This window comes from Microcoleus sp. CAWBG27, assembly GCF_020883145.1.
GTDB lineage: Bacteria > Cyanobacteriota > Cyanobacteriia > Cyanobacteriales > Microcoleaceae > Microcoleus.
The window spans coordinates 1-25,582 of sequence record NZ_JAHREU010000042.1; the positions used below are offsets into that span (position 1 = coordinate 1).

25 protein-coding genes, 2 tRNA genes and 1 pseudogene are annotated in these 25,582 nt (G+C 44.7%); 8 read left to right on the plus strand and 20 right to left on the minus strand.

The annotated features are described in order from the left end of the window. The first annotated feature begins 10 nt into the window (after positions 1-10). The 3 genes from QZ938_RS21135 (at position 11) to QZ938_RS21145 (ending at position 3,792) form a co-directional block, all read left to right on the plus strand. Entirely contained in the window at positions 11-94 is an 84-nt protein-coding gene (locus tag QZ938_RS21135) for a transposase (RefSeq protein WP_293158237.1), read from the plus strand. Between the two features lie 78 nt (positions 95-172). Then, positions 173-2,731, plus strand: a complete 2,559-nt coding sequence (locus tag QZ938_RS21140; protein ID WP_293365636.1) for a DEAD/DEAH box helicase — start codon at positions 173-175, stop codon at positions 2,729-2,731. 233 nt (positions 2,732-2,964) lie between these two features. Continuing rightward, positions 2,965-3,792 carry an SWIM zinc finger family protein gene (locus QZ938_RS21145; RefSeq protein WP_293350496.1) on the plus strand — a complete coding sequence of 276 codons (828 nt, stop codon included), beginning with the start codon at positions 2,965-2,967 and terminating at the stop codon, positions 3,790-3,792. Positions 3,793-4,042: 250 nt separating this feature from the next. On the opposite strand, the pseudogene QZ938_RS33110 reads toward QZ938_RS21145, so the two are convergent. From QZ938_RS33110 to queG, 7 genes and pseudogenes are all read right to left on the minus strand, one after another. Then, positions 4,043-4,181, minus strand: a pseudogene (locus QZ938_RS33110) (RNA-guided endonuclease TnpB family protein); the annotation flags it as partial. A 270-nt stretch (positions 4,182-4,451) separates the two neighbouring features. Then, entirely contained in the window at positions 4,452-5,090 is a 639-nt protein-coding gene (locus QZ938_RS21150) for an HAD-IA family hydrolase (protein WP_293350499.1), read from the minus strand. 76 nt (positions 5,091-5,166) lie between these two features. Next, positions 5,167-5,238: transfer RNA gene (locus QZ938_RS21155), tRNA-OTHER, on the minus strand. Beyond that, a tRNA-Glu gene (locus QZ938_RS21160) sits at positions 5,238-5,313 on the minus strand. The genes QZ938_RS21155 and QZ938_RS21160 overlap by 1 nt, the downstream gene beginning before the upstream one ends. 330 nt (positions 5,314-5,643) lie before the next feature. Continuing rightward, the gene (locus QZ938_RS21165; protein ID WP_293350502.1) at positions 5,644-6,819 is read right to left on the minus strand and encodes an SDR family oxidoreductase; all 1,176 of its coding nucleotides are present in this window, start codon (positions 6,817-6,819) and stop codon (positions 5,644-5,646) included. 36 nt (positions 6,820-6,855) lie between these two features. After that, positions 6,856-7,983: a pentapeptide repeat-containing protein gene (locus QZ938_RS21170; RefSeq protein WP_293350505.1), complete on the minus strand. Its 1,128-nt coding sequence runs from the start codon at positions 7,981-7,983 to the stop codon at positions 6,856-6,858. Between the two features lie 183 nt (positions 7,984-8,166). After that, positions 8,167-9,132, minus strand: a complete 966-nt coding sequence (gene queG / locus QZ938_RS21175) for a tRNA epoxyqueuosine(34) reductase QueG (protein WP_293350508.1) — start codon at positions 9,130-9,132, stop codon at positions 8,167-8,169. A gap of 218 nt (positions 9,133-9,350) precedes the next feature. Here queG and QZ938_RS21180 point away from each other — a divergent pair, with 218 nt between their 5' ends. Both QZ938_RS21180 and QZ938_RS21185 read left to right on the plus strand, forming a co-directional pair. Continuing rightward, entirely contained in the window at positions 9,351-10,313 is a 963-nt protein-coding gene (locus tag QZ938_RS21180) for an orange carotenoid protein N-terminal domain-containing protein (RefSeq protein ID WP_293350511.1), read from the plus strand. A gap of 337 nt (positions 10,314-10,650) precedes the next feature. Continuing rightward, complete coding sequence (locus tag QZ938_RS21185) at positions 10,651-11,082, plus strand: nuclear transport factor 2 family protein (RefSeq protein WP_293331952.1); 432 nt, start codon at positions 10,651-10,653, stop codon at positions 11,080-11,082. 731 nt (positions 11,083-11,813) lie between these two features. On the opposite strand, the gene QZ938_RS21190 is transcribed toward QZ938_RS21185, so the two are convergent. The 4 genes from QZ938_RS21190 to rsmH all read right to left on the minus strand — a co-directional run bounded on the left by QZ938_RS21190 (position 11,814) and on the right by rsmH (position 15,947). Next, a complete protein-coding gene (locus QZ938_RS21190) occupies positions 11,814-12,236 on the minus strand; it encodes an anti-sigma regulatory factor (protein ID WP_293150468.1) in 423 nt (140 codons plus the stop codon). A 760-nt stretch (positions 12,237-12,996) separates the two neighbouring features. Next, positions 12,997-13,185, minus strand: a complete 189-nt coding sequence (locus tag QZ938_RS21195; RefSeq protein ID WP_293150471.1) for a hypothetical protein — start codon at positions 13,183-13,185, stop codon at positions 12,997-12,999. Next, positions 13,151-14,824, minus strand: a complete 1,674-nt coding sequence (locus tag QZ938_RS21200; protein WP_293150474.1) for a SpoIIE family protein phosphatase — start codon at positions 14,822-14,824, stop codon at positions 13,151-13,153. The genes QZ938_RS21195 and QZ938_RS21200 overlap by 35 nt, the downstream gene beginning before the upstream one ends. Before the next feature lie 220 nt (positions 14,825-15,044). Beyond that, a complete protein-coding gene (gene rsmH, locus QZ938_RS21205) occupies positions 15,045-15,947 on the minus strand; it encodes a 16S rRNA (cytosine(1402)-N(4))-methyltransferase RsmH (RefSeq protein WP_293350514.1) in 903 nt (300 codons plus the stop codon). A 58-nt stretch (positions 15,948-16,005) separates the two neighbouring features. On the opposite strand from rsmH, the gene QZ938_RS21210 reads away from it, so the two are divergent. Then, positions 16,006-17,190: an NAD(P)H-quinone oxidoreductase subunit H gene (locus QZ938_RS21210; protein WP_293122540.1), complete on the plus strand. Its 1,185-nt coding sequence runs from the start codon at positions 16,006-16,008 to the stop codon at positions 17,188-17,190. A 167-nt stretch (positions 17,191-17,357) separates the two neighbouring features. On the opposite strand, the gene QZ938_RS21215 is transcribed toward QZ938_RS21210, so the two are convergent. Further along, positions 17,358-18,023: a hypothetical protein gene (locus QZ938_RS21215; RefSeq protein ID WP_293350517.1), complete on the minus strand. Its 666-nt coding sequence runs from the start codon at positions 18,021-18,023 to the stop codon at positions 17,358-17,360. 247 nt (positions 18,024-18,270) lie between these two features. Between QZ938_RS21215 and QZ938_RS21220 the strand changes: the two genes are divergently transcribed. Next, the gene (locus QZ938_RS21220) at positions 18,271-19,485 is read left to right on the plus strand and encodes a class I SAM-dependent methyltransferase (protein ID WP_293350520.1); all 1,215 of its coding nucleotides are present in this window, start codon (positions 18,271-18,273) and stop codon (positions 19,483-19,485) included. A 151-nt stretch (positions 19,486-19,636) separates the two neighbouring features. On the opposite strand, the gene QZ938_RS21225 is transcribed toward QZ938_RS21220, so the two are convergent. From QZ938_RS21225 to QZ938_RS21245, 5 genes are all read right to left on the minus strand, one after another. Beyond that, on the minus strand, positions 19,637-20,254 hold the full coding sequence (locus tag QZ938_RS21225; RefSeq protein WP_293350523.1) for a transglutaminase family protein: 618 nt from the start codon (positions 20,252-20,254) through the stop codon (positions 19,637-19,639). Then, the gene (locus QZ938_RS21230; RefSeq protein ID WP_293350526.1) at positions 20,217-20,774 is read right to left on the minus strand and encodes an O-acetyl-ADP-ribose deacetylase; all 558 of its coding nucleotides are present in this window, start codon (positions 20,772-20,774) and stop codon (positions 20,217-20,219) included. The genes QZ938_RS21225 and QZ938_RS21230 overlap by 38 nt, the downstream gene beginning before the upstream one ends. A gap of 299 nt (positions 20,775-21,073) precedes the next feature. Continuing rightward, positions 21,074-21,283: an AbrB/MazE/SpoVT family DNA-binding domain-containing protein gene (locus tag QZ938_RS21235; protein WP_293350529.1), complete on the minus strand. Its 210-nt coding sequence runs from the start codon at positions 21,281-21,283 to the stop codon at positions 21,074-21,076. 262 nt (positions 21,284-21,545) lie between these two features. Next, complete coding sequence (locus QZ938_RS21240; protein ID WP_293350532.1) at positions 21,546-21,716, minus strand: type II toxin-antitoxin system RelE/ParE family toxin; 171 nt, start codon at positions 21,714-21,716, stop codon at positions 21,546-21,548. Further along, positions 21,713-21,967 carry a hypothetical protein gene (locus tag QZ938_RS21245; protein ID WP_293350535.1) on the minus strand — a complete coding sequence of 85 codons (255 nt, stop codon included), beginning with the start codon at positions 21,965-21,967 and terminating at the stop codon, positions 21,713-21,715. Before QZ938_RS21245 ends, QZ938_RS21240 begins: the two co-directional genes overlap by 4 nt. 382 nt (positions 21,968-22,349) lie before the next feature. On the opposite strand from QZ938_RS21245, the gene QZ938_RS21250 reads away from it, so the two are divergent. Then, positions 22,350-23,903, plus strand: a complete 1,554-nt coding sequence (locus QZ938_RS21250) for a radical SAM protein (protein ID WP_293150504.1) — start codon at positions 22,350-22,352, stop codon at positions 23,901-23,903. 366 nt (positions 23,904-24,269) lie between these two features. Here QZ938_RS21250 and QZ938_RS21255 read toward each other — a convergent pair whose 3' ends face one another. The 3 genes from QZ938_RS21255 to QZ938_RS21265 all read right to left on the minus strand — a co-directional run bounded on the left by QZ938_RS21255 (position 24,270) and on the right by QZ938_RS21265 (position 25,428). After that, a complete protein-coding gene (locus QZ938_RS21255; RefSeq protein WP_293350538.1) occupies positions 24,270-24,659 on the minus strand; it encodes a hypothetical protein in 390 nt (129 codons plus the stop codon). A gap of 91 nt (positions 24,660-24,750) precedes the next feature. Continuing rightward, positions 24,751-25,071, minus strand: coding sequence for an RNA-binding protein (locus QZ938_RS21260; RefSeq protein WP_293350541.1), 321 nt, complete (start codon positions 25,069-25,071; stop codon positions 24,751-24,753). 6 nt (positions 25,072-25,077) lie between these two features. Then, entirely contained in the window at positions 25,078-25,428 is a 351-nt protein-coding gene (locus QZ938_RS21265; protein WP_293350544.1) for a hypothetical protein, read from the minus strand. Between the last annotated feature and the right edge of the window lie 154 nt (positions 25,429-25,582).

Consider the following 25,582-nt stretch of genomic DNA (forward strand, 5'->3'; position numbering starts at 1 on the left):
TAACAATCGAATTAAGTTGATTAAGCGACAAGCCTATGGCTTTATGAACTTTGATAACTTTCGAGCAAGGCTATTAGCTTGCTTTTCTGATTAGGTTTGCTTATCACCTTGACTCCAGAAGAGCCGAAGAGGGAAGAAGGAAGAAGGGAAAAGCGAAGCAGAAATCGGGGAATTGGCTTTGGCGGTGGATTTGCCAGTGGGGGCGGAGGATTTGGTCTTGGGGTTTTTGAGTAGTGTGGTAGATTGTGAAGTGCGATCGGCTTCGAGGGCTGCGCTAACGGCTGCTGGCTCAACTTTAGATATCAAAACAGTTTCTCCAACCCGCGAATGGTTGCAAGCTTTGCAGCAGGAATCTGGGATTGTACAAGCAGAATCAGCAGCTTTGGAAAAGTTGGCAACCAAGCTGACTGCTTGGGCTGCACCGCTGCAAAATCAACTATCTCAGCAAAATCAATTTCACACTTGTTTTCAACTAATACCGCCATCGCCAGGGAAAGTTAACTGGAGTTTAAATTATTGCTTGCAAGCAGTGGATGAAACCGATTTTTTGGTAGATGCGACAACTGTTTGGAACAACTCTGTCGAACGTTTAAATTATGCGGGGCGGACAATTGAATTGCCTCAAGAAACTTTACTCAGCGGTTTGGGCTTAGCCTCGAAACTTTATCCGTTAATTGAGCCGACTTTGCAAGCACAACGACCGCAATCTTGTCAACTAAATCCGCTGCAAGCTTACGAGTTTATTAAGTCTGTGGCTTGGCGGTTTGCTGATAGCGGGTTGGGCGTAGTTTTGCCGCCGAGTTTGACAAAGGCTGATGGTTGGGCGAGTCGTTTGGGTTTGAGCATTCAAGCGGAAACAACCCCCCCCAACCCCCCCTTGCTAAGGGGGGGAGCAGGAGAAAGTGGCGGCGGGCTGGGCTTGCAAAGTCTGTTAAGTTTTAAGTGGGAATTGACGATCGGCGGACAGCGCATTTCTAAGGCAGAATTTGACAACTTGATCGCGTTGAATTCGCCTTTGGTGGAAATTAACGGCGAGTGGGTGGAGTTGCGCGCAACCGATGTCAGGGCGGCTCAAAGTTTCTTTGCCAGTCGCAAAGAGCAAATGACTCTTTCTTTGGAAGATGCTTTGCGGTTGGCTTCGGGCGATTCTCAGATGATTGAAAAGTTGCCGGTGGTGAATTTTGAAGCAACTGGTCAACTTCAGGAATTGTTGAATACTTTAAATAATAATGAGGCCGTAAGTGCGATCGCGCCAGCTAGTTTCCGAGGAGAATTGCGGCCTTATCAAGCGTTGGGAGTTGGCTGGCTTGCCTTCTTAGAACGCTGGGGTTTGGGTGCTTGTCTCGCGGACGATATGGGTTGTGGTAAGACCCCTCAACTAATTGCATTATTATTACATTTACAAGAAAATCAAGCTCTGAAAAATCCCACATTACTGGTTTGTCCGACATCAGTCTTGGGGAATTGGGAACGCGAAGTCAAGAAGTTTGGCCCGACGTTGAAAGTATTACTACATTATGGAGACCAACGCGCTAAAGGCAAAGCATTTGCGGCCGCAATTAAGGGAAAAGATTTAATAGTTACCAGTTACTCCCTGGTGTTTCGCGATGCTAAAGAAATTCAAAGCACTAAATGGCAGGGATTGGTTTTAGATGAAGCGCAAAACATTAAGAATTCTGAGGCGAAACAGTCGCAAGCAGTGCGGCAAATCGAAGCATCTTTTAGAATTGCGCTGACGGGAACTCCGGTGGAAAATAGATTGCAAGAATTGTGGTCAATTTTAGAGTTTCTCAATCCCGGATATTTGGGCCCGCGCAATTTCTTTCAGCGCCGATTTGCTATTCCGATCGAGAAATATGGCGATAGAGAATCATTGCATACTTTGCGATCGCTCGTGCAGCCTTTCATCCTCCGCCGCCTCAAAACCGACAAGTCAATCATCCAAGATTTGCCGGAAAAACAGGAAATGACTGTATTTTGCGGGCTCGCGTCAGGACAGGCGGCACTATATCAGAAAGTAGTTGAAGAGTCAATCGCTAATTTAGAATCAGCCGAAGGCATTCAGCGCCGGGGCATGATTCTGGCTTTGCTGGTCAAACTGAAGCAACTTTGCAACCATCCTGCCCTTGTAAAAGCAGAAGGTAAGCCCAAAGAATTGAGCATTAACAGCCAAGAATCGGGAAAATTGCAGCGGTTGGTGGAAATGTTGGAAGAGGTGGTCGCTGAGGGCGATAGGGCTTTGATTTTCACTCAATTTGCTGAATGGGGAAAACTCCTGAAACCGCATCTAGAACAGCATTTGGGGCGAGAAGTTTTGTTTTTGTACGGCAGCATTAAGCAGCAGCAGCGGGAAGAAATGATCGATCGCTTCCAGCACGATCCGCAAGGCCCGCCGATTATGATATTATCGTTGAAAGCTGGCGGTACAGGCTTAAATTTAACTAGAGCTACTCACGTTTTCCACTACGATAGATGGTGGAATCCCGCAGTAGAAAATCAGGCAACTGACCGCGTATTTCGGATCGGTCAAACGAGAAATGTGCAAGTTCACAAATTTGTCTGTACTGGCACCTTAGAGGAGAAAATTCACGATATGATCGAAAGTAAGAAAGCTCTAGCCGAACAAGTAGTCAGCGCGGGCGAAAACTGGCTGACTGAACTCGATACTGACCAACTTCGCAATTTACTAATTCTCGATCGCAATGCTATCATAGAAACAGAAGAAGAATAATTTTTGTTGGTTCGTAGTGAGGACTTCAGTCCTTCTTAAACGCGGACTAAAGTCCTCACTACAAACCTTATTATTTTTTTCTTATTTTTGCGGACTAAAGTCCTCACTACAAACCTTCTTCCTTCTTCCTTCTTCCTTATTTTTGCGGACTAAAGTCCTCACTACAAACCTTCTTCTTCTTCCTTCTTCCTTCTTCCTTCTTCCTTCTTCCTTCTTCCTTCTTCCTTCGGCTTATGATTGACAGAGAATGGTGGACGCAACAATGGCTCGATTTAATCAATACCTACCGCTTCAAAAAGCGATTAGAACGTGGGTGGCAATATGCTCGCGAAGGTAAAGTTCTCAGTATTAAATTTCCCAATCAAGAAGTAATAGCTATAGTTCAAGGTAGCGAACCAAAACCCTATCAAGTTTCTTTGGGACTCGATACCTTGAGCGATGAAGATTGGGAATACGTGATTGAAAATATGTCGCAAAGAGCGGTTTTTTCAGCTAAACTATTAGCAGGAGAAATGCCTCACAATATTGAAGATGTATTTGCCGCGGCCGGAAAAACCCTATTTCCGTTAAGTTTGTCAGATATTCGATCGCGCTGTAGCTGTCCTGACCCGAAAAATCCTTGCAAACACATCAGTGCAGTATACTACTTATTGGGCGATCGCTTCGGCGAAGACCCCTTTGTACTGTTTCAACTGCGCGGTAGAACCAAAGAGCAAATTTTAACCGCACTCCGCCAGAGACGGGGTACCCAAGCAGAGGAAAATTCCCAGCCAAACACCGATGACAATTCCCCCGCCGCGAATGCTAAAGTGCCAAAGGTCGATCGCTTTTGGGAATACAACCAGCAGCTAGAATCATCTCTAGTCGTGATTGTGCCACCGCCCAGCAGCGAAACCGTATTAGATATTTTAGGCCCCATTCCCCTGGCAACCGACGCCAAACTGACAACTACCAAATCCTCCCCCGCATCAGACGCCATCAAACAGCATTTGAGCAAAATCTACCAAACAGTTAGCCAGCAAGCAGTTTTAGCCGCACTGAAACGAAGTGAAGCAGACTAAAAGATTATTCTTTCTTTGTTTCTGGGAATTACGCAAAGTCTAAGAAACCCGGTTTCTGAGAAAATATCTGCTGGGTAGCAAAACATTTCGAGAGAAACCGGGTTTCTGGGAATTATGCAAAGTCTAAGAAACCTGGTTTCTGAGAAAATATCTATATGGATGGCAAAACATTTCCATAGAAACAGGGTTTCGGCGAATTATCCATCAGGTTAAGAAACCCGACTCTAATAGCTGGTAAAAGTATAGTCATCTATGACATGACGTGGGAGGCATCAAGTCCCTCCCCTTTCGCTTTCACTTCGAGCGGATTGACCCGCCTCGGCTGAGCTACGCCCACGACCTATCCCATCGCTAAAAGCATTTGGGATTGCTTTTCTCAAAATATTATACCAAATTCAAAAAATAAGAGAACTAATTGCGCTTGGCAGAAGGCGGGTTGGTGAAACGCAACCAAGTTGCTAAAGTAGCTACGGCGAAAACTGAAGCAAAGCCGAACGTCAAGAAAGTTTCAAAGGCTGACATAATACTGTTCCTCTTTATTTTGAGCGATCGAGTAAATCTTTTCCTTTTTCTTTATATCAGCCTCAATCAATTTCTTCAACCTGTCCGGACATAAAGTATTTACTACTTTACAATGTAAAATATTTCTTTACAAAAAGTTACAGTCTTCCCAGATTACTCATAATATCGAGCAATTCCTGAGGCCGTTCAATCAAAAAATCGGGATTGTGTGCAGCCAAAACTTCCTGAGAATTAAAACCCCAACTTACCGAAATTACCTTAATACCAGTTTTTCTAGCAGCATCTATATCTCGGATTTCATCTCCTACATACACGACTTCTTCAGGATTTATATGCTCTTTTTTCAGCCATTTATTAATAACTTTATGTTTGCCAAAAGTTGAACCAGAGTAAACAAAGCTGAAAGTGTTTTGCAACCCGTTGATTTCTAGCAAGGCTAAGACATTCTCTTGGGAATTAGAGGTGATAATGCCTAGTTGAAAGCCAAGGTTCTTTAACTCCAGCAAAACTTCTTTAATTCCCGCAAATAATTCAATATTAGGCATTTCGCTGTGCAACTCTGCTTTCAATTTTCTAATCAGCAGCGGGAATTTGAAGAGAGAAATTCCAGAATACCGGAGGATTTGCCAAGAAGTTAAGTTGCTTAATTGAGCCAGTTCATCTTTTGTCGCAGACTTAAAGCCGAATTCTACTGACAAACGGTTGGTGATATTCAGGAGAATATCGATTGTATCTGCTAAAGTACCGTCAAAATCAAAAATAATTACTTTCGTCATTGGGGAAGATTACATCACGAAGGGTAAATCTCTTCTATATTACTCATTACCTCTTGATTGTTAACGCAAAAAAAGATAGCAACGGCGGGAATCGCACCCGCATCTCCCGGTATACTCCAGGGAATTCTACCATTTAAACTACGTTGCTGGTGGCAGCGAACCGAATCAAACGGTTGTCTCTCGCCTTGAAGAGGCGATCGCTCTACCACTAAGCTACACTGCCCCATTGCATTATACATTTTAAATGCCACAATTTGAGAATCGTAAAACTGATGCACCTAGACATAAATAACTATAAAGTAGGGTGCGTCAGTTGCGATAATTGTTATTTCCTGCTAACAATCTCAAAACTGACGCACCAATTTTTCCCGATGCGTCAGTTTTGAAATATTTCATTTATCTCAAATTTTTTCTAGCTGATGCACCCCACAAATAAATCATAAATCACAACTTCTTCCTTTTTCCTTCTTGCGACTTTCATCAAACAGAATTCGTGACATCCGCTACATCCGCTACATAATCCGTTGCCGAACTTCCTTCTTCCTTCTACTTATCACCAGGGCGAATCAGCATAATCTTTAAATAATTTACCATAAACATAGCGTTTCTCATTTATGCCCGCATAAATCGGGGCGCAAATTCGTGCCGCCGCATCTATCGCATCAAAAGGAGGTTGAACGCCACGTGCTTGCATCGTTAAAACTTGAGGATGAGGGTGTAGAAAACTCACCCATCCCGGATCGACTGCATTCATAAAAATCTTGTGTTTGGCGTACTCTTTGGCGCAGGTGCGAGTCATCATGTTCAGTGAGGCTTTTGCCATGTTAGTATGCGGGTGACGCCAAGATTTGTCACCGTCAAATTGCCCTTCTTTTGAGGAAATATTGATAATATATTTGCAGTTGTCTGGAAGATTGTTCATTAGTCGCTTGAGCCTGCTGTTGATTGCAAAAGGAGCGATTGCATTGATTACATGAACTTCTAACAACTCCAAAATGCTCACCTCATCGTCTTTCATCAGCCAACTGTTGAAAGGGCGCAAATCTATTTGCTGTCCGTCGCTATCGTACATCCCCACCGGAAACCAACTAGGGTTATCTTCCTCTGATATCAAGTTTTCTCCATCCAAAGAGACAGCTAAAGTGCTGAGAGTTTTACTGTCTGAATCTTCGGGTGCGATCGACTTTTTTGACATATCGCCACCAATATTATCAGCCAAAAAGTGCGTTCGCGCTACCAGCCGCTTAATTTCCGCAGGCAAAACCTCGAAAGGCAGAGCCTCTAAATCCCTCAAATGCTGGTAAAATTCCGGAGGACGACGAACGGTTTGAGCCGCATTGTTGACAATAATATCGAGTCGGGGATAGCAAGATGTGAGGTGTTCTGCAAAACGCTCAACCTTCGCAATATACCGCAAGTCTAACTCGTAAACGTGCAGGCGATCGCCCCAATCGCCAAAATCCAATTCTCCAGCATACCTTTGAGCAGCATCGCGAGGAAAACGAGTGGTAACAATTACCGAAGCACCAGCCCTCAGCAACCTCAGAGTTACAGCATAGCCAATTTTTACCCTCGCTCCCGTCACCAAAGCAAACAGTCCCTGCAAATTAGCCGTTTCGTTGCGTTTTGCATAATTCACTTCGCCACAATCACAACACAAACCGCTATAAAAAAAATGCGGCTGTTGAAAACTATTCTTGCAGACAAAACAGCGTTGCCGTTTATCCATATTCAATCCCTCATAGAAATCAAACAAGACTAATTATCATCTCCAAGCACATCGCGAAAGATTAGCTTCATTAAAAATCACCCCATCAATATTAGCTTTTTTCAAAATAGCACCGCTCAGATTAGCCTGTGTGAAATTAGCCCCGCTGAGATTTGCTTTCAGGAAATTTGCTCTTTTGGTAATAGCACCACTGAGATTAGCACCAGCTAAATTAGCCTTATTAAAATCTGCATCGCACAGGTTAGCTCCCGTAAAATCTGCTTGAGAAAAATCAGCATTTGTCAAATCAGTTTTCTCCAAATTAGCACCGCGCAAATTAGCTCCCGCAAAACAAGCACCTGCGAAGGTACTCCACCGCAGATTAGCTCCTGCCAAAACAAACCTATTAAAATTTGAGCCATTCAAGTTCGATCGAATTAATTTAATCCCCGCCAGATTTGCTCCTGTCAATTTTGCTCCCTCCAGATTGGCCAGACTCAAATCAGCACCAGTCAAATCCGCACCAGTCAAATCCGCACCGCTCAAATCAGCCCCACCAAGTTTAGCTTTTTTCAGGATAGTTTGACATAAATTAGCTTGGCGCAAATTAACTAAACGGAGGTTTGCTTGACTCAGATTTGCTCCCTGCAAATCAGCCCCGCTGAGATTCGAGCGACTCAGGTTAGCTCCACTCAAATCGGCATTTTTAAGATTACTTACTTCCAAGTTACTCTGAAAAATTTTAGCATTTTGTAAATTACAGCCTTCAAAACTTGCTCCTGCTAAATTAGACTCCCTCAAGTTAGCTCCACTCAAATTATATCCGCTCAAATTTGCCCAACTCAAATCTAAATATCCGCCCAATAAAAGTATATTTTGCACTCTCCATTTATTCCAGATTGTTGTACTTTTTTTAAGCAAGCTAATTTGTTCTTCCCGACAAAACATGGCAGCGGCGGCAGCTCGCACCCGCTCGTCACCATCGTCAAAAACTGTAATTGCTGCTTCTAAACCTGCTTCTGGGTAGTTCAAAGCATCCGAAAGTGCTGCTAACCTTGCTTCAGCTAGGGGGCTGGCTAAGCGTTGCTTGACTCCTGCTATGCCGCCCAAGACAGCAGCATTAATTGGAGGTGGATTTTTACCGCCCAAAATTGCATCGTATTGTGTGGGTTCATGGGCCGACATAAATTTGAGAAGCAGGAATAAGAAAAAAATACGGTAACTACTAATGATAGTATGTCCTTCGAGAATTCCTATAATAATATTGGTTCGTAGTGAGGACTTTAGTCCTTTCTTGGATGCGGACTAAAGTCCTCACTACGAACCTTTTGACTTTAGTCCTTTCTTGGATGCGGACTTTAGTCCTCACTACGAACCTTTTATTTGATTTGCTTTGGCATTTCTGCGTAGCATTTCGGGTTTAATTCGCCGCAGTGCCGAAGCTGTAAATCGGCGGTTCCATTCTTCATCGGAAATTGTGGCTAATTCTGCAAGCGTTGGTGCTATGTTTTCAGGATAAGGCTCAAATTCTGCAACATCCGTTGGTTTGGCAAATCGCTGATTCCAAGGACAAACATCTTGACAAATATCGCAACCTGCTACCCAACCTTGTAAATTAGATGCTATTTCGTCGGGCAGTTTTTCGGCCCGATTCTCGATCGTATGATAAGCTATGCACCGATCGGCATTCACGACAAAAGGCTCAGTAATTGCTTTCGTCGGACAGGCCTCAATGCAGCGAGTGCAAGTACCGCAATGTTCGGTGTGTGGCGCGTCGGGATCTAACTCCACATTAGTCAAGATTTCGCCCAAAAACATCCAAGAACCGTATTCCCGCGAAATCACATTGCCATTTTTAGCAATCCAGCCAATCCCCGCCCGCTGGGCCCACATTTTATCCTGAACCGGCCCGGTATCAGCATAATACCGTGCTTCAATTCCTTCGCCTTGCGATCGCACCCAATTTGCTAACAGCTTGAGTTTTTTGTGCAGAATTTTGTGGTAATCCCGCCCCCAACCGTAGCGAGAGATTTTAGCATACTCTCTGACTGCATCGTCTCCCTCCAACGAGGGATTCTCGGGGCGTTGGTGAGGCGTGTAGTAATTGAGGGCGACACATATTAATGACTGCACGTCTGGCACGAGCGATCGAATATCCAGCCGTTTCGGGTTGGTCATCCATGCCATATCCGCCTGATAACCGTTGTCCAGCCAAGCCTGCAATCTTTGTGCATCTACCTGGGTTTGGGTTTGTGCTGAGGCGATCCCAATCTTGTGAAATCCTAACTCTAGGGCTTTTTGCTTAATGCGATCGCTATTAATTGATATTTTCATAGGATTATAATCAAATGCACAAAATGCGTCACAAGTCTAGCAATCTTGAGCTTAATTTGGGACAGCATTGATAATACTTTTGCAACCTTTATATTTATAAATTTGAACTCTAAAATGTTAAAGATTTCACACAACGTTACATAATGTAATGAAGGGAGAATTCGATTCGCCTATTCAAGTACGCAAGTAAAACCCACAGCGAATCGCAGAATATACACATGGCAGTTAGTATTCAATCCGCTCAATCTATTTTCTCCAACACCGAGATTGCTAGTGCTGTTCCGGCTACTACCGACGCTTTCTACAAACTCAGCGTCGAAGACCAACTAGCACTGCTCTGGTATGCTTACACCGAAATGGGCATTTCTATCACCGCAGCAGCCCCCGGAGTAGCGAGCATGGCGCTTGTCGAAGGCGTGCTGGGCGAAATCAAACAGATGTCGCCGGCTGCTCAAAGCAAAACCATGTTTGACCTAGCAAGCAATGCCGACACCACCATCGGCCGGATTTACACTTCCTTGCGCGTCAACACTAAACTCGGTTTCTGGTACGAGTTGGGACAGTTGATGAAACAGGGCGCTGTCGCTCCCATCCCTGCTGGCTATCAAATGTCTCCCGAAGCAACCACAGTCCTTGAAAGCATCAAGAAGCTCGATCCGGGTCAACAAATTACTGTACTTCGCAACACCGTAGTTCACATGGGCTACGATCCCGATTTCAGCCAAGAATACGGCAAACGCTCTGCTCCTCGCAGCACTCCTACGGCTGTAGCAGAGCGGGTGAAAACCAAGATTGAGGGTATCAGCGAGCAAACTGTGCTCAGCTACATCGACAACATGAACGCCTTCGACTTCACCCCAGCCGTCGGTTTATTTGCTGAAGACGGTGCTCTCCAACCGCCTTTCCAAAAGCCGATCGTCGGTCGCGAAGCTATCCTCAACTATATGCGGGAAGAGTGCATCGGCCTGAAAATGCTGCCCGAGCGAGGTGTGTCGGAGCCGGCTGAAGATGGCTACCGCCAAGTCAAAGTCACGGGTAAAGTCGAAACTCCTTGGTTCGGCGCGAATGTGGGTATGAACATCGCGTGGCGGTTTATGCTCGATCCTCAAGGTCAAATTTTCTTTGTGGCGATCGACTTGTTGGCTTCTCCTAAGGAATTGATGAATTTGATGCGGAAATAGCATCTTCTTGTTTAACAAAGACTCTACAGCAACCCAGATGCCACGAGGTGTCTGGGTTTAGTTGATTTGAGATTTGAGATTTGAGATTTGAGATTTGAGATTTGAAGGATTCAAGGATTGGGAATGGCTGATGGCATAAGGGTTTGCGACTTGCCTACAGTTGCATTATTTTTGGTAACTGGTACGATTTCGGTCGATCGGCCTCAAAGCTCCAGGAGGCGCATAGCATTATTGATTTTTTAGATAAAATTTATGACCCTAGTTATATCTTTTGATGGATTTCCTGCGACCGAGAGAATGATTACATTAGATTTATTCATCTCAAATCACTTCTTATATGACCGCCACAACTCGACCTATTTTAACTCGCTCTATAAATATCGTCGGTGTCACAAAGCCTGCGGTACAGCAATATTTTGAAACTTTTAACGCGGGTGATTTTGAATCCACCGCTAATCTGTTTGCTGAGGACGGAGTTCTGCACGCGCCCTTTGAAGAGCCAATTATCGGCAAAAGCTCGATCGCCAGTTATCTAAAAACAGAAGCGCCAGGAATGCATCTCGAACCCCAGCAAAGTGTAAGCAAAATTTTAGAAGATGGAACAGTTGAAATTCAGGTCAGCGGCCGGGTGCAAACTCCCGCATTTGGTATTAATGTCGGATGGTTTTTTTTGCTCAATTTTCAGCAAGAAATTGTTTCTGTTACCGTCAAACTCTTAGCATCTCCCCAAGAATTGCTGACTCTACGGCCTAAGAAATTTGGTTCTTGATATAGGAATTATCCAGGGAGTGAGGCACAAATTGGTAATTGGTAATTGCCAAGAAAGCGACCGCAATGAAATTGTTTTATAGTGAGGAATAACCTCATCTCCAGAGGGAGCATCCCAATGAATGCAAAAAAGCAATTTTTTTACAGTGCTATCCCCGAAAAGCGAGTGTTGAATATATCGCTCTTCGGGGACAGCACTATAAAATCAAAACTGAGAGGCTCCCATCTATCTAAGCATAGCCAACGCTATAGAAAGCCGATTTTTTCAGTATTTATCAGCCCGCAACAGTACCTAGAGCAACCGCAGCCGACAGCTAAAACGTTGTTATGTTATACGATTTATAAAAAGTATTGGTACATAATTGTTGGGGATGAGTAAAACGAGGAGTTGTTTGCTTAACTCGCGATAGAGGTGCGTCGCTACTCTAAAAGTCGCTTTTCTTTACGGATTTTTAATAGCGACGCACCCTACAGCTACTGTTGCTTGTTTCTTCTTAATTCTTTCTTCTTCCTTCGGCTCTACAATCTTAGAGTCTGGTTAGAGAGGGACGAGATTGCAAGAAAAAGTGGCTGTCACCGCACGGTGCGACAGACAACCACTAGAATCAAAAACATTGTCAATCACTAATGACTAATGACTAATGACTAATGACTAAACGGTGCGACAGACAACCACTAGAATCAAAAACATTGTCAATCACTAATGACTAATGACTAATGACTAATGACTAATTAAGATTTTTCCGGCAAACTCGCTTCCAACTTCAGACAGTTACGACCGTCTAATTGCAAAGTGTAGTCCACCCGATCCATAAGTCGGCTCATAATCAGCCAGCCATAGCCACTTTCTTGTTTAGCTTCCGGCCTCGGGGGACTGTAAGTATCCATTTCGTAACCTTTACCGTAATCCCAAATTTCTAAACCAATATCCCGATTTTTTAAATTCAAGCGAATTAAAACTGGCAGATTGGGTTGATCTTTGTGAGCATGGCGGATCACGTTAGAATAGGCTTCTGCTAACACCAAGCGCAAACGATTCGACTGACGCGGCCAATCGACGTGCTCTCCTAGCTCAACTTCCAAACTGCTCAGCAACCAATTTTCAACTATTGTTAAAAACCGCAAGTCGCTTGGCACATGAAGCTCAGTATTCATAAAAAAATCCCGTAAGTTTGAAAACCCTGTGTCTTCAGACCAGGTTTGACACTCAAGCGGGCTAAAGCCGCTGAGATTCTACTGACAGAATTAGACAAAGGGTGTGACCTAAATCTAATCTCGTTACGACCGTCAAGCGCCGTCTACTTAGTCACTCATCGTCAAGCGATAGTTACTAGCTAATGATTGTTGTTTCTAATGCTTTCAGAATCCATCACGCTTGCCAAGACGCGGTACGCTCGACATCCTGCCATTATTAGCTCTTTTTGTGTTGCCTCTCACTCTTGCGTACTAAGTTGCAGGGATTTCTCCGATACTAGGATGTTTCAACACGTAGATGTTTTTGTTCTTACTCACAATCTAAATTGTATCATACTACGAAGAACACGGGGACTAAAGTCCTCCGCGTCACTTTCCTAGGAAGGACTAAAGTCTCTGAGTTTCCCGCATCCCGTATTAGTTTTATGAAACATGACGCACCAAATTTATCTGGCGTTAATATTTGCCACTACATAGAGGATACTCAATAGCGGGCGATCGATGCAATAGACTTTTTTGAAAGCGTCGATCGCAAAGCATCAGTTAAAAGTTAGGCATTGACCCGCCCAAAAACGGATACCGTGCCACCTACTTCAGTCGTGGAGAGATCCAAATTTTAGAGGAAAGTTCAAGCTCCCAGATTCAATGCGAGAGTCAAATCTAAAATCTAAAATCTAAAATCTAAAATCTAAAATCTAAAATCGACTGACGTGCTAGTTCTCTAACTTTTGCCGTTAGCGAAGCCCGCCCCTACGGGGGCTACGCCAACGAAGACGATCGCCCGCGTTCTCTGTATTAATCTGTAGGCCCTCAACTGACGGCTGGAGTTTTTGAGACCCAAAGCCCCCGACTCTTCGTCGGCATGACTGACAGATTCAGAGAACCTCCAGAGAGAGTATGGTTTGGTCATCTTCCTGAACGGGATTGTCAGCTCGGATGTAAGCCAACAAATTGTCCAAGTTGAAGGAACCAGGCTCTTGAATCAAAAGTTGCCAAAGCCCTTCTTGTTGTAGCATAGAACGGGTTTCTTCGCCCCCTGCGACCGCCTTAGTGGTCACGCTAGCTTCAGTAATCCCGTCACTTGTCAGCAGAAATACATCTCCTGACTTTAATTCGATCGCACCAGCTTTACCTTTCCAGACTGGCAATATCCCCAAGGGAATACCGCGAGCTTTGAGGAAATTCGGCTCTGCTGGTGTTCCACCGCTAGCTGCTTGAGCTTTCACCTCTGAGTTAGACCAAACGATGGGATAAATGTGACCGGCATTAGCAAAAGCCAGGTGTCCCGTTGACGGAGTGTAACGAGCTACAACCATGGTAATAAAATGGTTGTTGCCGATCAGATCGTCAGCCATACTGCTGTTCATATTCTGCATCACTCTCTCGGGTTCGGGAGAAACTTCTTGAGAAAGTTCGCGCCGCATCACCGAAATCGCGCTAGCCATAAATAGAGCAGCCGGAACACCCTTACCGGAAACATCTCCCACAGCTATCCAAATATCCCCTTGAGAGTGGACGTAGACCTCAAAAAAGTCACCGCCAACTTCCCGCGCGGGATAGCAACAAGCTTGCACCCTGACAGTTTCAAAATCCGGCCAACTTTGGCGCAACAAGTTTGTTTGGATTTGGCGGGCCACCTCCAACTCGTTTTGCATCTGATTGGCTAAATCCAGAGTGCGCTGATAGAGCTTAGCTTGAGACAGGGCGAGAGCAGCTTGAGCTGCTACACCTTCTATTAACTCTATCTCTTCTCCCGACCAAGGGTTAGTGCCACCTTGCTGACACAGGGCTAGTACCGCCAGCAAGTCTTGCTGATAAGTTAGGGGCACAGCAATCTCAACCGAGTTACCGTCAGCCCCACTGTTGGCGCTGACTTGAGTTTGGCGGCTGGCTACGGCTTGAACCAGCAAATTTTCATCAAAAGAAAAGCTGCTAGGTTCGGCGTTTTGGGCTTGGTAGGGAAAGGTACTGGGTAATAGTCGATCGACCTCTACCGGCCGCAGCATACAATAGTTGGCCTCAAAAGTTTGACCTACGGTTTGAACAATAGTTTGTACCATACTAGAGTAATCTAGCGACCCGCGAATCACGCTCATCACCTCATTAAACAGAGATTCCTTACGTAAAGCGCGACGCAGTGCAACGCTGCGCTGCTTGTAGTATTTGTAAGTTTCTGACGCTTGATTGATAACTGATTTCAGTTCTTCAGGATTCCACGGTTTGGTGATGTATTTGAAAACTTGACCTGCATTAATTGCCTCTACCAAGTCTTCAACATCGGTATATCCCGTCAGCAGAATCCGAATTGTATCCGGAAAACGTTCGACTGTTTTCCCCAAGAACTCGGTACCATTCATTTCTGGCATCCGCTGGTCAGATATAATCACCGCCATCTCGCCCTGTTCGTCTAGAACTTCCAGGGCGCTGAGGGCGCTATCTGCTTTGTAAACCTGAAAATCGCGTCGAAACGTCCGGTACAGCAAATCCAAGTTGTCGGGTTCGTCATCGACCACCATTAGTTTCAGTTTGCTTCCATCTCCCCGACTCATGCTATTCCCTACTCCTAGGCGAATTAATCAGGTCTAAAACTAGCTTGTCAAGTACCCTTGGCGGATTCAGCGGAGCCGAATCTGCGTGAGGGGTTCGGGTTTCATAGGTCAGTGCCATGACGCGTGATACTACAAGGAAGTTCGGAACTTGCATCCGGTCGCGGTCTTACCAGACCTCGCCGCCTTTGAGAGCTCGTCCTTTATTCCGCTTACTGCCGAATCAAGTTAATTTTTCTGCCAGTCTGAGCTTAGCAGAACGAGAGCGGGGATTTCTAGCAAGTTCGTCGGATTGGGGGACGATCGGCTTTTTTGTCAGTACCTGCAAACACTCTGTTGCTCTCAACTGGTGCTTGACCGGCCTGTCTTCGAGACTGTGAAAAGTAATAATTCCCATTCTCCCACCGGGTTTTAACCATTTAGGCGCTTGGCTGAGGAAAGTATCTAAAGACGCAAGTTCGGAGTTGACAGCTATCCTTAAAGCTTGGAAAGTGCGGGTGGCGGGATGGATTCTACCGTTGCGCTGCTTGGGTGGGAAGGTAGACGCGATCGCACCTGCGAGCTCTGTAGTAGTTTCAAAAGGACGCGATTGCACAATCCGCCTCGCGATGCGCCGAGACAGTCGTTCCTCGCCGTACTTGTAAATAATATCTGCTAGTTTAACTTCTTCCCAGTGATTGATAATCTCTTCTGCGGTCAAAGATTGCTGCTGGTCCATACGCATATCTAGTTGAGCTGGATGGCGAAAACTAAAGCCTCGTTCCGGTGTATCGAACTGAGCCGAGCTAACACCCAAATCTGCTATAATACCATCAAATTTGGCATCAGGAGACTGATATTGGGCAAAATTGCCGTGCCAAAACTCGACGGGCGAGTTAGCAAATCGGGCCCGGCAAAAACGGATGGCTTCTTCATCGCGATCGATCGCCACCACCGTCACATCAGGGGCGGCCGCCAAAATCAAACTCGTGTGTCCGCCGCCCCCAAGCGTCGCATCCAAATAGCGCCCGCCGGCACGCACAGCTAAACCCGTAATTAATTCATTACCTAAAACTGGAACGTGATAGGTGTCAGCGCAGACATCCGATCCAGGGGTGTCCTTCTCAGAGAGCTCGATATCCTTCATAATCTATAAAAGTGAAACAAAAATCAACAATAGTCAGTAATCATTAAGTCATTTAATTATGTCAAGAATCGAGACTAGAACCGAACCAATGGTGCTCAACATGGGCCCGCACCACCCATCCATGCACGGCGTACTGAGGTTGATTGTCACCCTAGACGGCGAAGACGTAGTGGACTGCGAGCCTGTTTTGGGCTATCTGCACCGCGGCATGGAAAAAATTGCCGAAAACCGCACCAACGTGATGTACGTCCCCTACGTGAGCCGCTGGGACTACGCTGCGGGGATGTTTAATGAAGCAGTCACAGTCAATGCACCGGAAAAGTTAGCGAATATAGCTGTGCCCAAACGGGCGAGTTACATTCGGGTAATCATGCTGGAGTTGAACCGGATTGCTAACCACTTGATGTGGGTGGGGCCGTTTTTGGCAGACGTGGGCGCGCAAACTCCCTTTTTCTACACTATGCGCGATCGCGAACCAATTCTCGACTTGTGGGAAGCAGCCACCGGCTACCGCATGGTAAACAACAACTACTTCCGCATCGGCGGAGTCGCAGCAGATTTACCCTACGGTTGGGTAGACAAGTGCGAAGATTTCTGCGATTACTTCCTTCCCAAAATTGACGAATACGAACGTTTAATCACCAACAACCCTATCTTCCGTCGCCGGATTGAAGGTTTGGGTACAATTTCCCGCGCCGAAGCGATTAACTGGGGACTCTCCGGGCCGATGTTGCGGGGTTCCGGCGTTAATTGGGATTTGCGGAAAGTTGACCATTACGAATGCTACGACGACTTCGACTGGGAAGTTTGCACTGAAGCTGCGGGCGATTGTTTAGCCCGCTACTTAGTCCGAATTCGCGAGATGCGCGAGTCAGTTAAAATCCTCTATCAAGCTTTGAAAGCACTCCCCGGCGGCCCTTACGAAAACTTGGAAGCCAAGCGCTTAGAAAGCGGGCCAAAATCTGAGTGGAACAGTTTCGACTATCAGTTTATTGGCAAAAAAGTAGCGCCAACTTTCAAGATTCCTAAGGGCGAACATTACGTGCGCGTTGAAAGCGGCAAGGGTGAGTTGGGAATCTATATTATCGGCGATGACAGCGTGTTTCCTTGGCGCTGGAAGATTCGCGCTGCGGATTTCAATAATTTGCAGATTTTGCCCCACATCGTGCGCGGTGTAAAGATTGCGGACTTGGTGGCGATTCTGGGCAGTATTGATATTATCATGGGTTCGGTGGATAGGTAGGTAGAGGAAAAGGGCGATCGTATTTTTGGGCTATTTGCTAAAAAGTGCGATCGCTACTTGTTAGCAGTATATTAATCTCTGTTTTGTCACTATTGGGAAAATTAACGATTTTGTGAGGATACAATCCACTGAAGATCGAGGTTTCACCTCAGTTGGACAAAAGAAGGTTAATAATCGCAGCTAAAAATGAGCTCAGTTTTGCACTGCGTGCAAATATACTCAGTAATATCCTCATCTACTCTTAACCAGCCCAAGTTTGTGCTGTTGCAGTAGGGGCAATACTGAGTGACAGATAAACTTTCAGTGGGGATACACTGCCATTTTGGTAACTTAACAGCTACCTCTGACTCTAGGGAAGTTAATTTATTAACAGGTAAACTCCATACCCTATCTAGTAATTCATTGACTTTGAAACTTAATTCATTAACATTTTCAACCCACAAATAGCCGCAGCGGACAGCACGACAGATCGAAACGTTTCTCTCTTCTTCAATAAATATAGAATTTCCCTTGGGGTCGATCGCCTCGCATTTCCACAATGTTAATACTATAGGAACTTCTTGTGCGTAATTCACTATCAAATCGGGAATATCATTAAGTTGCTGTTCTGTAAAACAAGCCACCCATATATCGCCGGCAATTCTCTTGCATCTTTCTAAAGAAAGGCAATTTTTTAACAAATTATCGAAGGCGATGATATCTTTGTCTAATTCATCGTGACCTAAGTAATTATTGCGTCTTTTTGTGTCTGCAAGATCGAAGATAACTAAATAAGCTGGTAATAATAACTCGCTCGATTTTTTGAACTCTTCTAAAAATGACTCTCTCGACATACAGAAGGATTATATTTAAAAGCTAAGGCTAGCTTATCACAGCGATAGAAAACTGCCAATCTCAAATCTCAATTTTGCGATCGGCTGCAAAATGATATAATAAATTTTGAAAAACAGAGATGTTATAGAATGAATGCCAAATTTATGAACATCAAAATTTCTCTCTTTTCTCTTCCTCTGCGCCCTCTGTGCCCTCTGCGGTAAAAAAATCTTTATTTCATAAATAAAATAACATCAACTATAAACTATGACAGTCCAGCAATTAGATATTAACGATAGCAACCCAGAACTCTGCGCTTTAATCAGCGAAAGAATTGCCGCAAGTCCCCAGCAGCGCATTACCTTTGCGGAATATATGGATTTGGCACTATATCACCCGCAGTATGGTTATTATAATGGCGATCGGCCGAACATCGGCAAACAAGGAGATTTTATCACCTCCCCTCATTGGAGTGCAGATTTTGCTGAAGTTTTGGGCGAGCAATTTGTGGAAATGTGGCAAATTCTCGGCAAACCTCATCCTTTTACTATAGTAGAAATGGGTGCGGGGCGGGGAATTTTTGCCACACATTTACTGCAATACCTACAACGACAATATCCCGATTTATTTAAAATTTTAGAATACATTATTGTTGAAATATCTCCTGTACAGCAAGCGGTGCAGCAGCAAAATTTAGCTGAATTTAAAATAGTCAAGTGGTGCAAGTGGAATGAAATAGCTAATAACTCGATTGTCGGCTGCTTCTTTTCTAACGAGTTAGTAGATGCTTTTCCAGTTCATCAATTTATCATCGAACAAGGGCAACTTCGGGAAATTTACGTTAGCGAATCCGCAGAACAAGACGAACAATCTGGAAGCAAGTTTATTGAAATAGTAGGCGAGCTTTCAAATCCTAAGATTGCCGAATATTTTGATTTAGTAGGAATTGATTTATCGGCGAGTGTCTATGCGGATGGTTATCGCAGTGAAGTTAATTTAGCAGCTTTAGAGTGGATAAAAACAGTTGCAGAAAAATTGCAGCGCGGTTATTTGTTAACAATTGATTACGGTCATCCGGCGCACCGCTATTACAATCCGAGACGCACAGAGGGAACGCTGCAATGTTATTATCGCCACCGCTATCACAGCAATCCTTATATTAATGTGGGGTGGCAAGATTTAACTGCCCATGCTGATTTTACGGCGCTGGAAAAACAAGGTGAATTGTGCGGCTTGGAGATGATGGGTTTTACTCAGCAGGCTTGGTTTTTGATGGTGTTGGGTGTGGGCGATAGAATTGCTTCTCTATCTGCAAATGATGCACAAGTATTGGATTTGGCAACATTTTTACGCAGGCGGGAAGCGCTGTATCAATTGATCGATCAGATGGGTTTGGGGGGGTTTGGGGTTTTGGTGCAGTGTAAGGGGCTGAGTGAGGAGGAGAAAGGGGAAAAGATTAAAGGCTTGAGAGTGCCAGATTAGTTATTTAGATTAGTTTTTTCAGTTGATATTTGGACTTAATTTGGTTCCAAAAATCTTGATTTACAGTCAACTAATAGAGTAAGAGGGCTGAAGCCCAACAACGTACCTCATCTTTCTGAGAATTGATATAATTTTACTTCCTGAGTTATTTCTAGTGGATCGCAAGACCGTATTTATGTGCGGACTCTAGAGAAACGTCTGGAAGGTTGAGCAGCAGTTCATCCCATGTAATGTGATTTTGTAAAGCCTCTACAACTACTCGCAGCGGCTCAGATAAAATGGTTTGAAAGTCTGCTTCTTCAGGAAACTGAATTTTAAATGCTAATTGCTCTTGAGGAGGTGTGAATTGAGCATTAACATTGTCGCGATTTCCTCTTGCATCAACGCGATACCAGCCTACTTTGGGTAAGTAAATGGCATTGAAACCGTGCAAGGTGTAGGGCGCACCTTTGTCATCAAAGCTCAATCTTTGGTAGCAAAAACCTGCGGGAATGTTGTTAGCCCTCAGCAATGCTGCTAATAAGTGACTTTTCGCAAAGCAATAACCTGTTTTGTGCTCCAGTACGTCTGATGCTCGACAGGTGACGGGATTCATCTGATAGTCGTAGCTGTGGCGAATTTCGTCTCGAACCCACTCAAAACTAGATTGGGCGATCGCCTCTGATGTATGATGTTGTGATGCTATCTTGTTCGCGAGTGCTAAAATTGCGGGATGATCGCGATCGATAATTTCAGTCGCTGCTAAATAGGTTTTCATTTCTGGAATCATTTTTTTGATAGCCTTTCTGCCTGAGAATTGCTACAATCTTCTCATAAACCTGATGATTCTCCCAATCGAAGCAGCAAAAAGTTATGTTTTGAGGAGCGCCGTTTTTTTGCATTTCTTCGTAGCAGATTTTGACTGCAATCTCACCTGCTAAATCCTTGGGATATTTGTAAATGCCGGTGCTAATGCAAGGAAATGCGATACTCTCGAACTTTTGCTCGATCGCGATTTCCATGCACTTGCGGTAACATTGGGCTAAGAGTTGGGGTTCTCCGCAGCCACCTCCTTGCCATACGGGGCCTACGGTGTGGATTATGAAGCGCGCAGGTAAGCGATATCCTTTTGTGAGTTTAGCATCCCCGGTTTTGCATCCTCGGAGCGATCGACATTCGTCTAGAAGTTCCGGGCCTGCTGCTTTGTGGATTGCGCCATCTACTCCACCACCTCCAAGCAAACTGGTATTTGCAGCATTGACGATCGCATCTACTTTCAGTTGTGTGATGTTGCCTAAAATAATTTGCATAAAAATAATTCAGCTTTAAAAGCCCATACATATAATGATACAGATGGAGTGAGTGCGATCGCCACGAAATGAACAATTTGCGATCGCATCAAATCCCAGATTCAGTACAAGCTAGATTCAAATCATCAATCAACCCCAATTGTTCGGCCCAGTCTGTTAAGTAACCCTGCTCCAAATGCTCAGCTTGGACTTTCATAATTCCCAAAACATCAGTCCATCGAAATTGAGACGAATGAAATGACCTCGTTCGGGGATGTAGTTTACCAAACTTCTTCTCCTTCTGGTTTTCCCCAAGAGATTTATTCGCTGGGTTCTATTTCGCCTGTTAATAGTTCATCTAGGGTATATTTGGAAATTTTCTGATTTACAGGTTCTATGACCATTTTTCCATTTTCTATACTGCAAATTACGGAATCATCTGCTTTCAGATTGAACAATTTTACAATATAGTCCGGTATTGGCAAAGCTAAGGAATTACCCAAGTTGCTGAGGTGTATTTTTGCTGTCATACATTTGCGATTTTAATGCTCAGGTTTATCTATTATAACCGCTAGATAAGGTTGGGCGCGATCGCGCGCAGGGGTTTAGAAACCGGGTTTCTTCGGAAAATCTCGTGGGGAGGCGTCAATTGTCGCAGAAACCCGGTTTCTTGGATTTCGCGGGGGGACTCAGAAACGGGGTTTCTTCACAAACCTAGTCAACGATTAAAGTTCAGACAAGTAGAAAATCAGGTAATCATCGATCGGAAAACTCCGTACATTTTCCATTAACTCATCCCGATTGCGTCCCAGAAGGAGGAAACTGCGAGAGGGTTTGACACTTATTGTTAATTCTGTCGAGAAAGCTTTCTGCTGCATCAAAACCGCTGCGATCGGCAATATAGTCCATAATGTTTTCTATATCCCGACTTGCCGGAACTGTAAATCTACAAATCTGATTCATCTATCTGCTTGCGTGCGACGTTGTTGCAGCTTTAAGCGCAAACTCCGAAACATATCTTCAGCATTAATTACTTCACCTCGATCGGCCGCATCCATTCCCAGACGAATTTCTTGCTGGAGTTCTTTGAATCGTCCTTTATAGATATCTTCCCATTTATCGGACTGCAAGAGTTTGATGAAAGCTAAGACTTCTTGTTGCCGATCTGGCGATAAGACCTTGACATTTTCCAAAATAGCTTGTTCGACGGTCATAATTATCTGTTTCCTTTTGATTGCTATTTGTACAATCGAGTAACAAGATTATATCAAACGGGTGGCTCAACAGCAATTCGGGGGTGAGTTCAATTGCGATCGGTTGTGGATCGCTCAATTAAATCGCAAATAACTTCCAGGTAGCGTCGCAACTGCTACAGTATTTCCCAACAGATCGAAAAACTAAATGATTAAGAAAATAGTCAATTTGACTCATCTCATCTAGATTAGTCTATTTTTATGCTATCGTCTGATTTGATTAAAGAGTAGCTCACCGACTTGTGCTACCGTCTAGGGGTTGCGATTGGCTTCCCTGGTGTCGCAGGCGATCGCGAGCCGGAAAAAATCCCATCCTCTTATCCCACATTCCCAATCCTCCATTATGATAGCTAAAAACTCTCCCACAATTGGACTGATTGAACCTCCAGCAACGGGACTCTATGATGCAGAAGGTAAAAATTGGACTTCTTTATACAGACATCGTTCCTTAATCAGCAAGCAAGTTTTGATTCCTGACTTGCAAGCTGGGGGATTTGATGCCCGATTGGTCAACCTCAGAGACGACAATTATAGTGAAGAATTTGGGGAAATTGTCTGGAAAGGGATGACCCTGCGGAAAACTTACGTTGGGGGCAAAATTGCTGCCCTAGATCCCCATGCCTTCGATGCTTGGGGCATTACAGTGAATTTCTCCCAAGACCGTCAAGTCACTTGTATGGTGATTGAGCATCTGGCTAAGGGAGGTCGTCCCATTGTCGTTGGTGGGTCGGATGCTTTCGCTGAACCGCACCACTACTTGAAGGCTGGCGCAGCAGCAGTCGTTCAGGATAAATCTGGGGCAGCGAATTGGGCTATTTTTGACTATGTACTGGGAAAAACCCCACGAGAAGAACTCACGGGTGTCATTCTCGCAGATGGTAGACAGTATCCCAGGAAGGCTAAAGCCAAAAGTCCAGAGGAGTGGGCACTACCATCGGTGGAAGTGGCGCGGGAGTGTTTAGGGACACTGCCCAATGTCCAGGGAACTGTTCCAGTAGGTTCGTTGGTAGCTGACATTGGTTGCGATCGCACCTGCGATTTTTGCATGACACCTACCTACGGCACTGGCTTTCGGAGAATGTCTCCTGAAACATCCCTCAAATGGTTGGCGATTCAAAAAGAAGCGGGAGCTCGATCGATCAATATCGGTTCCGATCAATTCCTCGCCCGCGGACTCTTTCCTGAGGGGCGACAAGAGATCCTCGACATTACCAATGGTGCGCGGGAGATGGGAATAACTCTCATGTGGCCCAATGGTTTAGAACTGAGGAAAACAACTCTGGGAGCTGGGCGTAACTACGAAAGCAGCGACCTCAGACCTGACGAAGAACTGATTGAAGCACTCTTTGGCTGGGACGGCAAAGTCGGTTGTCCTTTGGCTTATATCCCTGCCGAACGTCCCGTTTTTGGACGAGAAGCTTACAAGAAGCTCCTTCCTTGGCAAGAGCATTGTACCTTGATGAAATCTGTGGTCAGAACTGGTGTACCTGTGATTGCTTATGGCATCATTATCGGGCTACCCGATGATGACCATGAGGACTTGTTACTTCTTGAGGAAGCCATCTCAGAATTGGTCGATGAACTGGTAAAGATTAACCCGCAATTGGAATTTCAGACTTCGTGCTACAGCATTATTCCCTTGCCCGGAACTCCGCAATCTTATGACTTACGGAAATCAGGAATGCTACAGTTTGAAGACCCCTGTCTTTGGGGGGTATGGACAACGACTTCCAACACTAAGCACCTTACCTACGAGGAGGTTTCCGATTGGCAAATTCGTCTATCTAATATTCGGAGATCTCCGTCTGAATTTACCAACTATAACGGCGAATATTCAGCGATGGTTAGTGACGCTTCCTCCGACGACTCAAAGGTTGTGTTGGCAAATTTGAACTAAACACCGCTCGTGGGAGATTACATCGGCGAATTTGCGAGCGAGGATGCAGAAAATGAAGAGGAATCTGAGGTATAATCAATGCCTTTTTGACGCTTAGCAGAACGCTCGATTCCTCAATGTACAAACGATATTCCAAAACCCGGTTTCTCGGATGGTTTAGCTGGTTTCAGAAACCGGGTTTCTCTCTGGAATCTCTCACTTTCATCAAACATCGATATCAGTAACCGTCTAGAAATTAAGACAGATATACGAGTCCGATGCTAGCGGAGTTGATATAACTTCCAGGTAGCGTCACAACTGCTACAGTGTTTCCCAACAAATCGAAGAACTCAATGCTATAACCTGTTTCTAGTCCTTCAACGAGTGCTATTGATTTACCAGTCCTCGCAGTTCCTTAATGTCGATGTGGATTCCTTGACGTTTCAGATATTGGCTCAAGTTAATCTGGATGAATAAATCTTTGAGTTCTTCAGCAATCTCTGCCGGGGGATTGCCAGATAACGCAGTTGCAATTAGACGTTCTGCTATTCGTAATTCGCCACATTCGATCGCTAAAGATGCTGCGCTGCGGTGAAGCACAGAACGAGTGGGTTCAGCATCAAGGGCGCTAGCAATTAAGGTTGCGGCCTGAGTTTCTTGTTCAAAGGCTTGGCGCGTGAATTGTGCAGCCAACTCCAACGCACCTCTTAAGCTGGCGACTGCTGCTGCTTCGGCTAAATCCATTGCTTGTTTGTGGAGCGATTGAATCTGGCTCATTGGAGTACGGTTCCTTTAACTTGTTAATCTGGAATCAGAAAAACGTGCTTTCCGACAAAAGTGTTTCAATCGCTTTCATGGCCTGTCTGCATCATAATTGACTTGCAACAGGAATTTTTAACTTGACAAGGGATTTCTGTAGAACGCTGGGTTTAACGCTCAACCAAACTTGTTGGCGATCGTCTTTAGTGTAGCCAATGACAACAGCACCAACAGGCGAATCAATATCGGGATACATTTCTGGTGTCATCGAGCCGGTATCGAGAAAGTCGGAAATTTGAATAAGTCCTTTTACCTCTGCATCGCCAAGATTGACAAATACTCCAAAAGGTGCATGAAATTCTATCTTGCCGTATATGAGTTTTCCAAGTGGATACTTGGATTCGATCGAGTTCCAAAATTCTTGATTCATAGTCAACTATTGCTGTTTTAGGATTCTCGGAAACTGATTCAAAATGGGAAAAAGATTGTGCGGGATTGCTAGTTCAATACTTGGGCCGCCCTGATAGAATGTTTCCAGTGGCTTAAATGTTATCTCGTAAGTTTGCTTGTCTATTATCACCTCCAATATTCCTTGCTGGTAATGATTGTTATATTCTTCAGCCAGACTTCTCGAATCGGGGGCTGCGAAGTAGCATTTGCCATTTTCGTAGGGTGGATTGTGTGGAAAATCTGCTGGCTGGAAACCATCTTGCAGTAATTTTTGCGCTAACCCTGGTTGGGGAGCTTTGTAAATTGTGACTGTTTGAGTAGAATTATCTGATGTCATCTATCTAGTAACAACATTATATCAAACGGGTCGGGCAACAGCAATTTGGAGTGAGTTCAATGGCGAATCGCTCAATTAAATCACAAATAACTTCCAGGTAGCGTCACAACAGCTACAGCGTTTCCCTTGACCTTAAGTTGTGGTAATCTACAAT

What these genes read in the sequence shown, in the direction of transcription:
- QZ938_RS21145 (WP_293350496.1), top strand. Translation starts at nt 2,965, where the DNA reads ATGATTGACAGAGAATGGTGGACGCAACAATGGCTCGATTTAATCAAT.
- QZ938_RS21150 (WP_293350499.1), bottom strand. Translation starts at nt 5,090, where the DNA reads ATGACGAAAGTAATTATTTTTGATTTTGACGGTACTTTAGCAGATACA.
- QZ938_RS21165 (WP_293350502.1), bottom strand. Translation starts at nt 6,819, where the DNA reads ATGGATAAACGGCAACGCTGTTTTGTCTGCAAGAATAGTTTTCAACAG.
- QZ938_RS21170 (WP_293350505.1), bottom strand. Translation starts at nt 7,983, where the DNA reads ATGTCGGCCCATGAACCCACACAATACGATGCAATTTTGGGCGGTAAA.
- queG (WP_293350508.1), bottom strand. Translation starts at nt 9,132, where the DNA reads ATGAAAATATCAATTAATAGCGATCGCATTAAGCAAAAAGCCCTAGAG.
- QZ938_RS21180 (WP_293350511.1), top strand. Translation starts at nt 9,351, where the DNA reads ATGGCAGTTAGTATTCAATCCGCTCAATCTATTTTCTCCAACACCGAG.
- QZ938_RS21185 (WP_293331952.1), top strand. Translation starts at nt 10,651, where the DNA reads ATGACCGCCACAACTCGACCTATTTTAACTCGCTCTATAAATATCGTC.
- QZ938_RS21190 (WP_293150468.1), bottom strand. Translation starts at nt 12,236, where the DNA reads ATGAATACTGAGCTTCATGTGCCAAGCGACTTGCGGTTTTTAACAATA.
- QZ938_RS21195 (WP_293150471.1), bottom strand. Translation starts at nt 13,185, where the DNA reads ATGACCAAACCATACTCTCTCTGGAGGTTCTCTGAATCTGTCAGTCAT.
- QZ938_RS21200 (WP_293150474.1), bottom strand. Translation starts at nt 14,824, where the DNA reads ATGAGTCGGGGAGATGGAAGCAAACTGAAACTAATGGTGGTCGATGAC.
- rsmH (WP_293350514.1), bottom strand. Translation starts at nt 15,947, where the DNA reads ATGAAGGATATCGAGCTCTCTGAGAAGGACACCCCTGGATCGGATGTC.
- QZ938_RS21210 (WP_293122540.1), top strand. Translation starts at nt 16,006, where the DNA reads ATGTCAAGAATCGAGACTAGAACCGAACCAATGGTGCTCAACATGGGC.
- QZ938_RS21215 (WP_293350517.1), bottom strand. Translation starts at nt 18,023, where the DNA reads ATGTCGAGAGAGTCATTTTTAGAAGAGTTCAAAAAATCGAGCGAGTTA.
- QZ938_RS21220 (WP_293350520.1), top strand. Translation starts at nt 18,271, where the DNA reads ATGACAGTCCAGCAATTAGATATTAACGATAGCAACCCAGAACTCTGC.
- QZ938_RS21225 (WP_293350523.1), bottom strand. Translation starts at nt 20,254, where the DNA reads ATGATTCCAGAAATGAAAACCTATTTAGCAGCGACTGAAATTATCGAT.
- QZ938_RS21230 (WP_293350526.1), bottom strand. Translation starts at nt 20,774, where the DNA reads ATGCAAATTATTTTAGGCAACATCACACAACTGAAAGTAGATGCGATC.
- QZ938_RS21235 (WP_293350529.1), bottom strand. Translation starts at nt 21,283, where the DNA reads ATGACAGCAAAAATACACCTCAGCAACTTGGGTAATTCCTTAGCTTTG.
- QZ938_RS21240 (WP_293350532.1), bottom strand. Translation starts at nt 21,716, where the DNA reads ATGAATCAGATTTGTAGATTTACAGTTCCGGCAAGTCGGGATATAGAA.
- QZ938_RS21245 (WP_293350535.1), bottom strand. Translation starts at nt 21,967, where the DNA reads ATGACCGTCGAACAAGCTATTTTGGAAAATGTCAAGGTCTTATCGCCA.
- QZ938_RS21250 (WP_293150504.1), top strand. Translation starts at nt 22,350, where the DNA reads ATGATAGCTAAAAACTCTCCCACAATTGGACTGATTGAACCTCCAGCA.
- QZ938_RS21255 (WP_293350538.1), bottom strand. Translation starts at nt 24,659, where the DNA reads ATGAGCCAGATTCAATCGCTCCACAAACAAGCAATGGATTTAGCCGAA.
- QZ938_RS21260 (WP_293350541.1), bottom strand. Translation starts at nt 25,071, where the DNA reads ATGAATCAAGAATTTTGGAACTCGATCGAATCCAAGTATCCACTTGGA.
- QZ938_RS21265 (WP_293350544.1), bottom strand. Translation starts at nt 25,428, where the DNA reads ATGACATCAGATAATTCTACTCAAACAGTCACAATTTACAAAGCTCCC.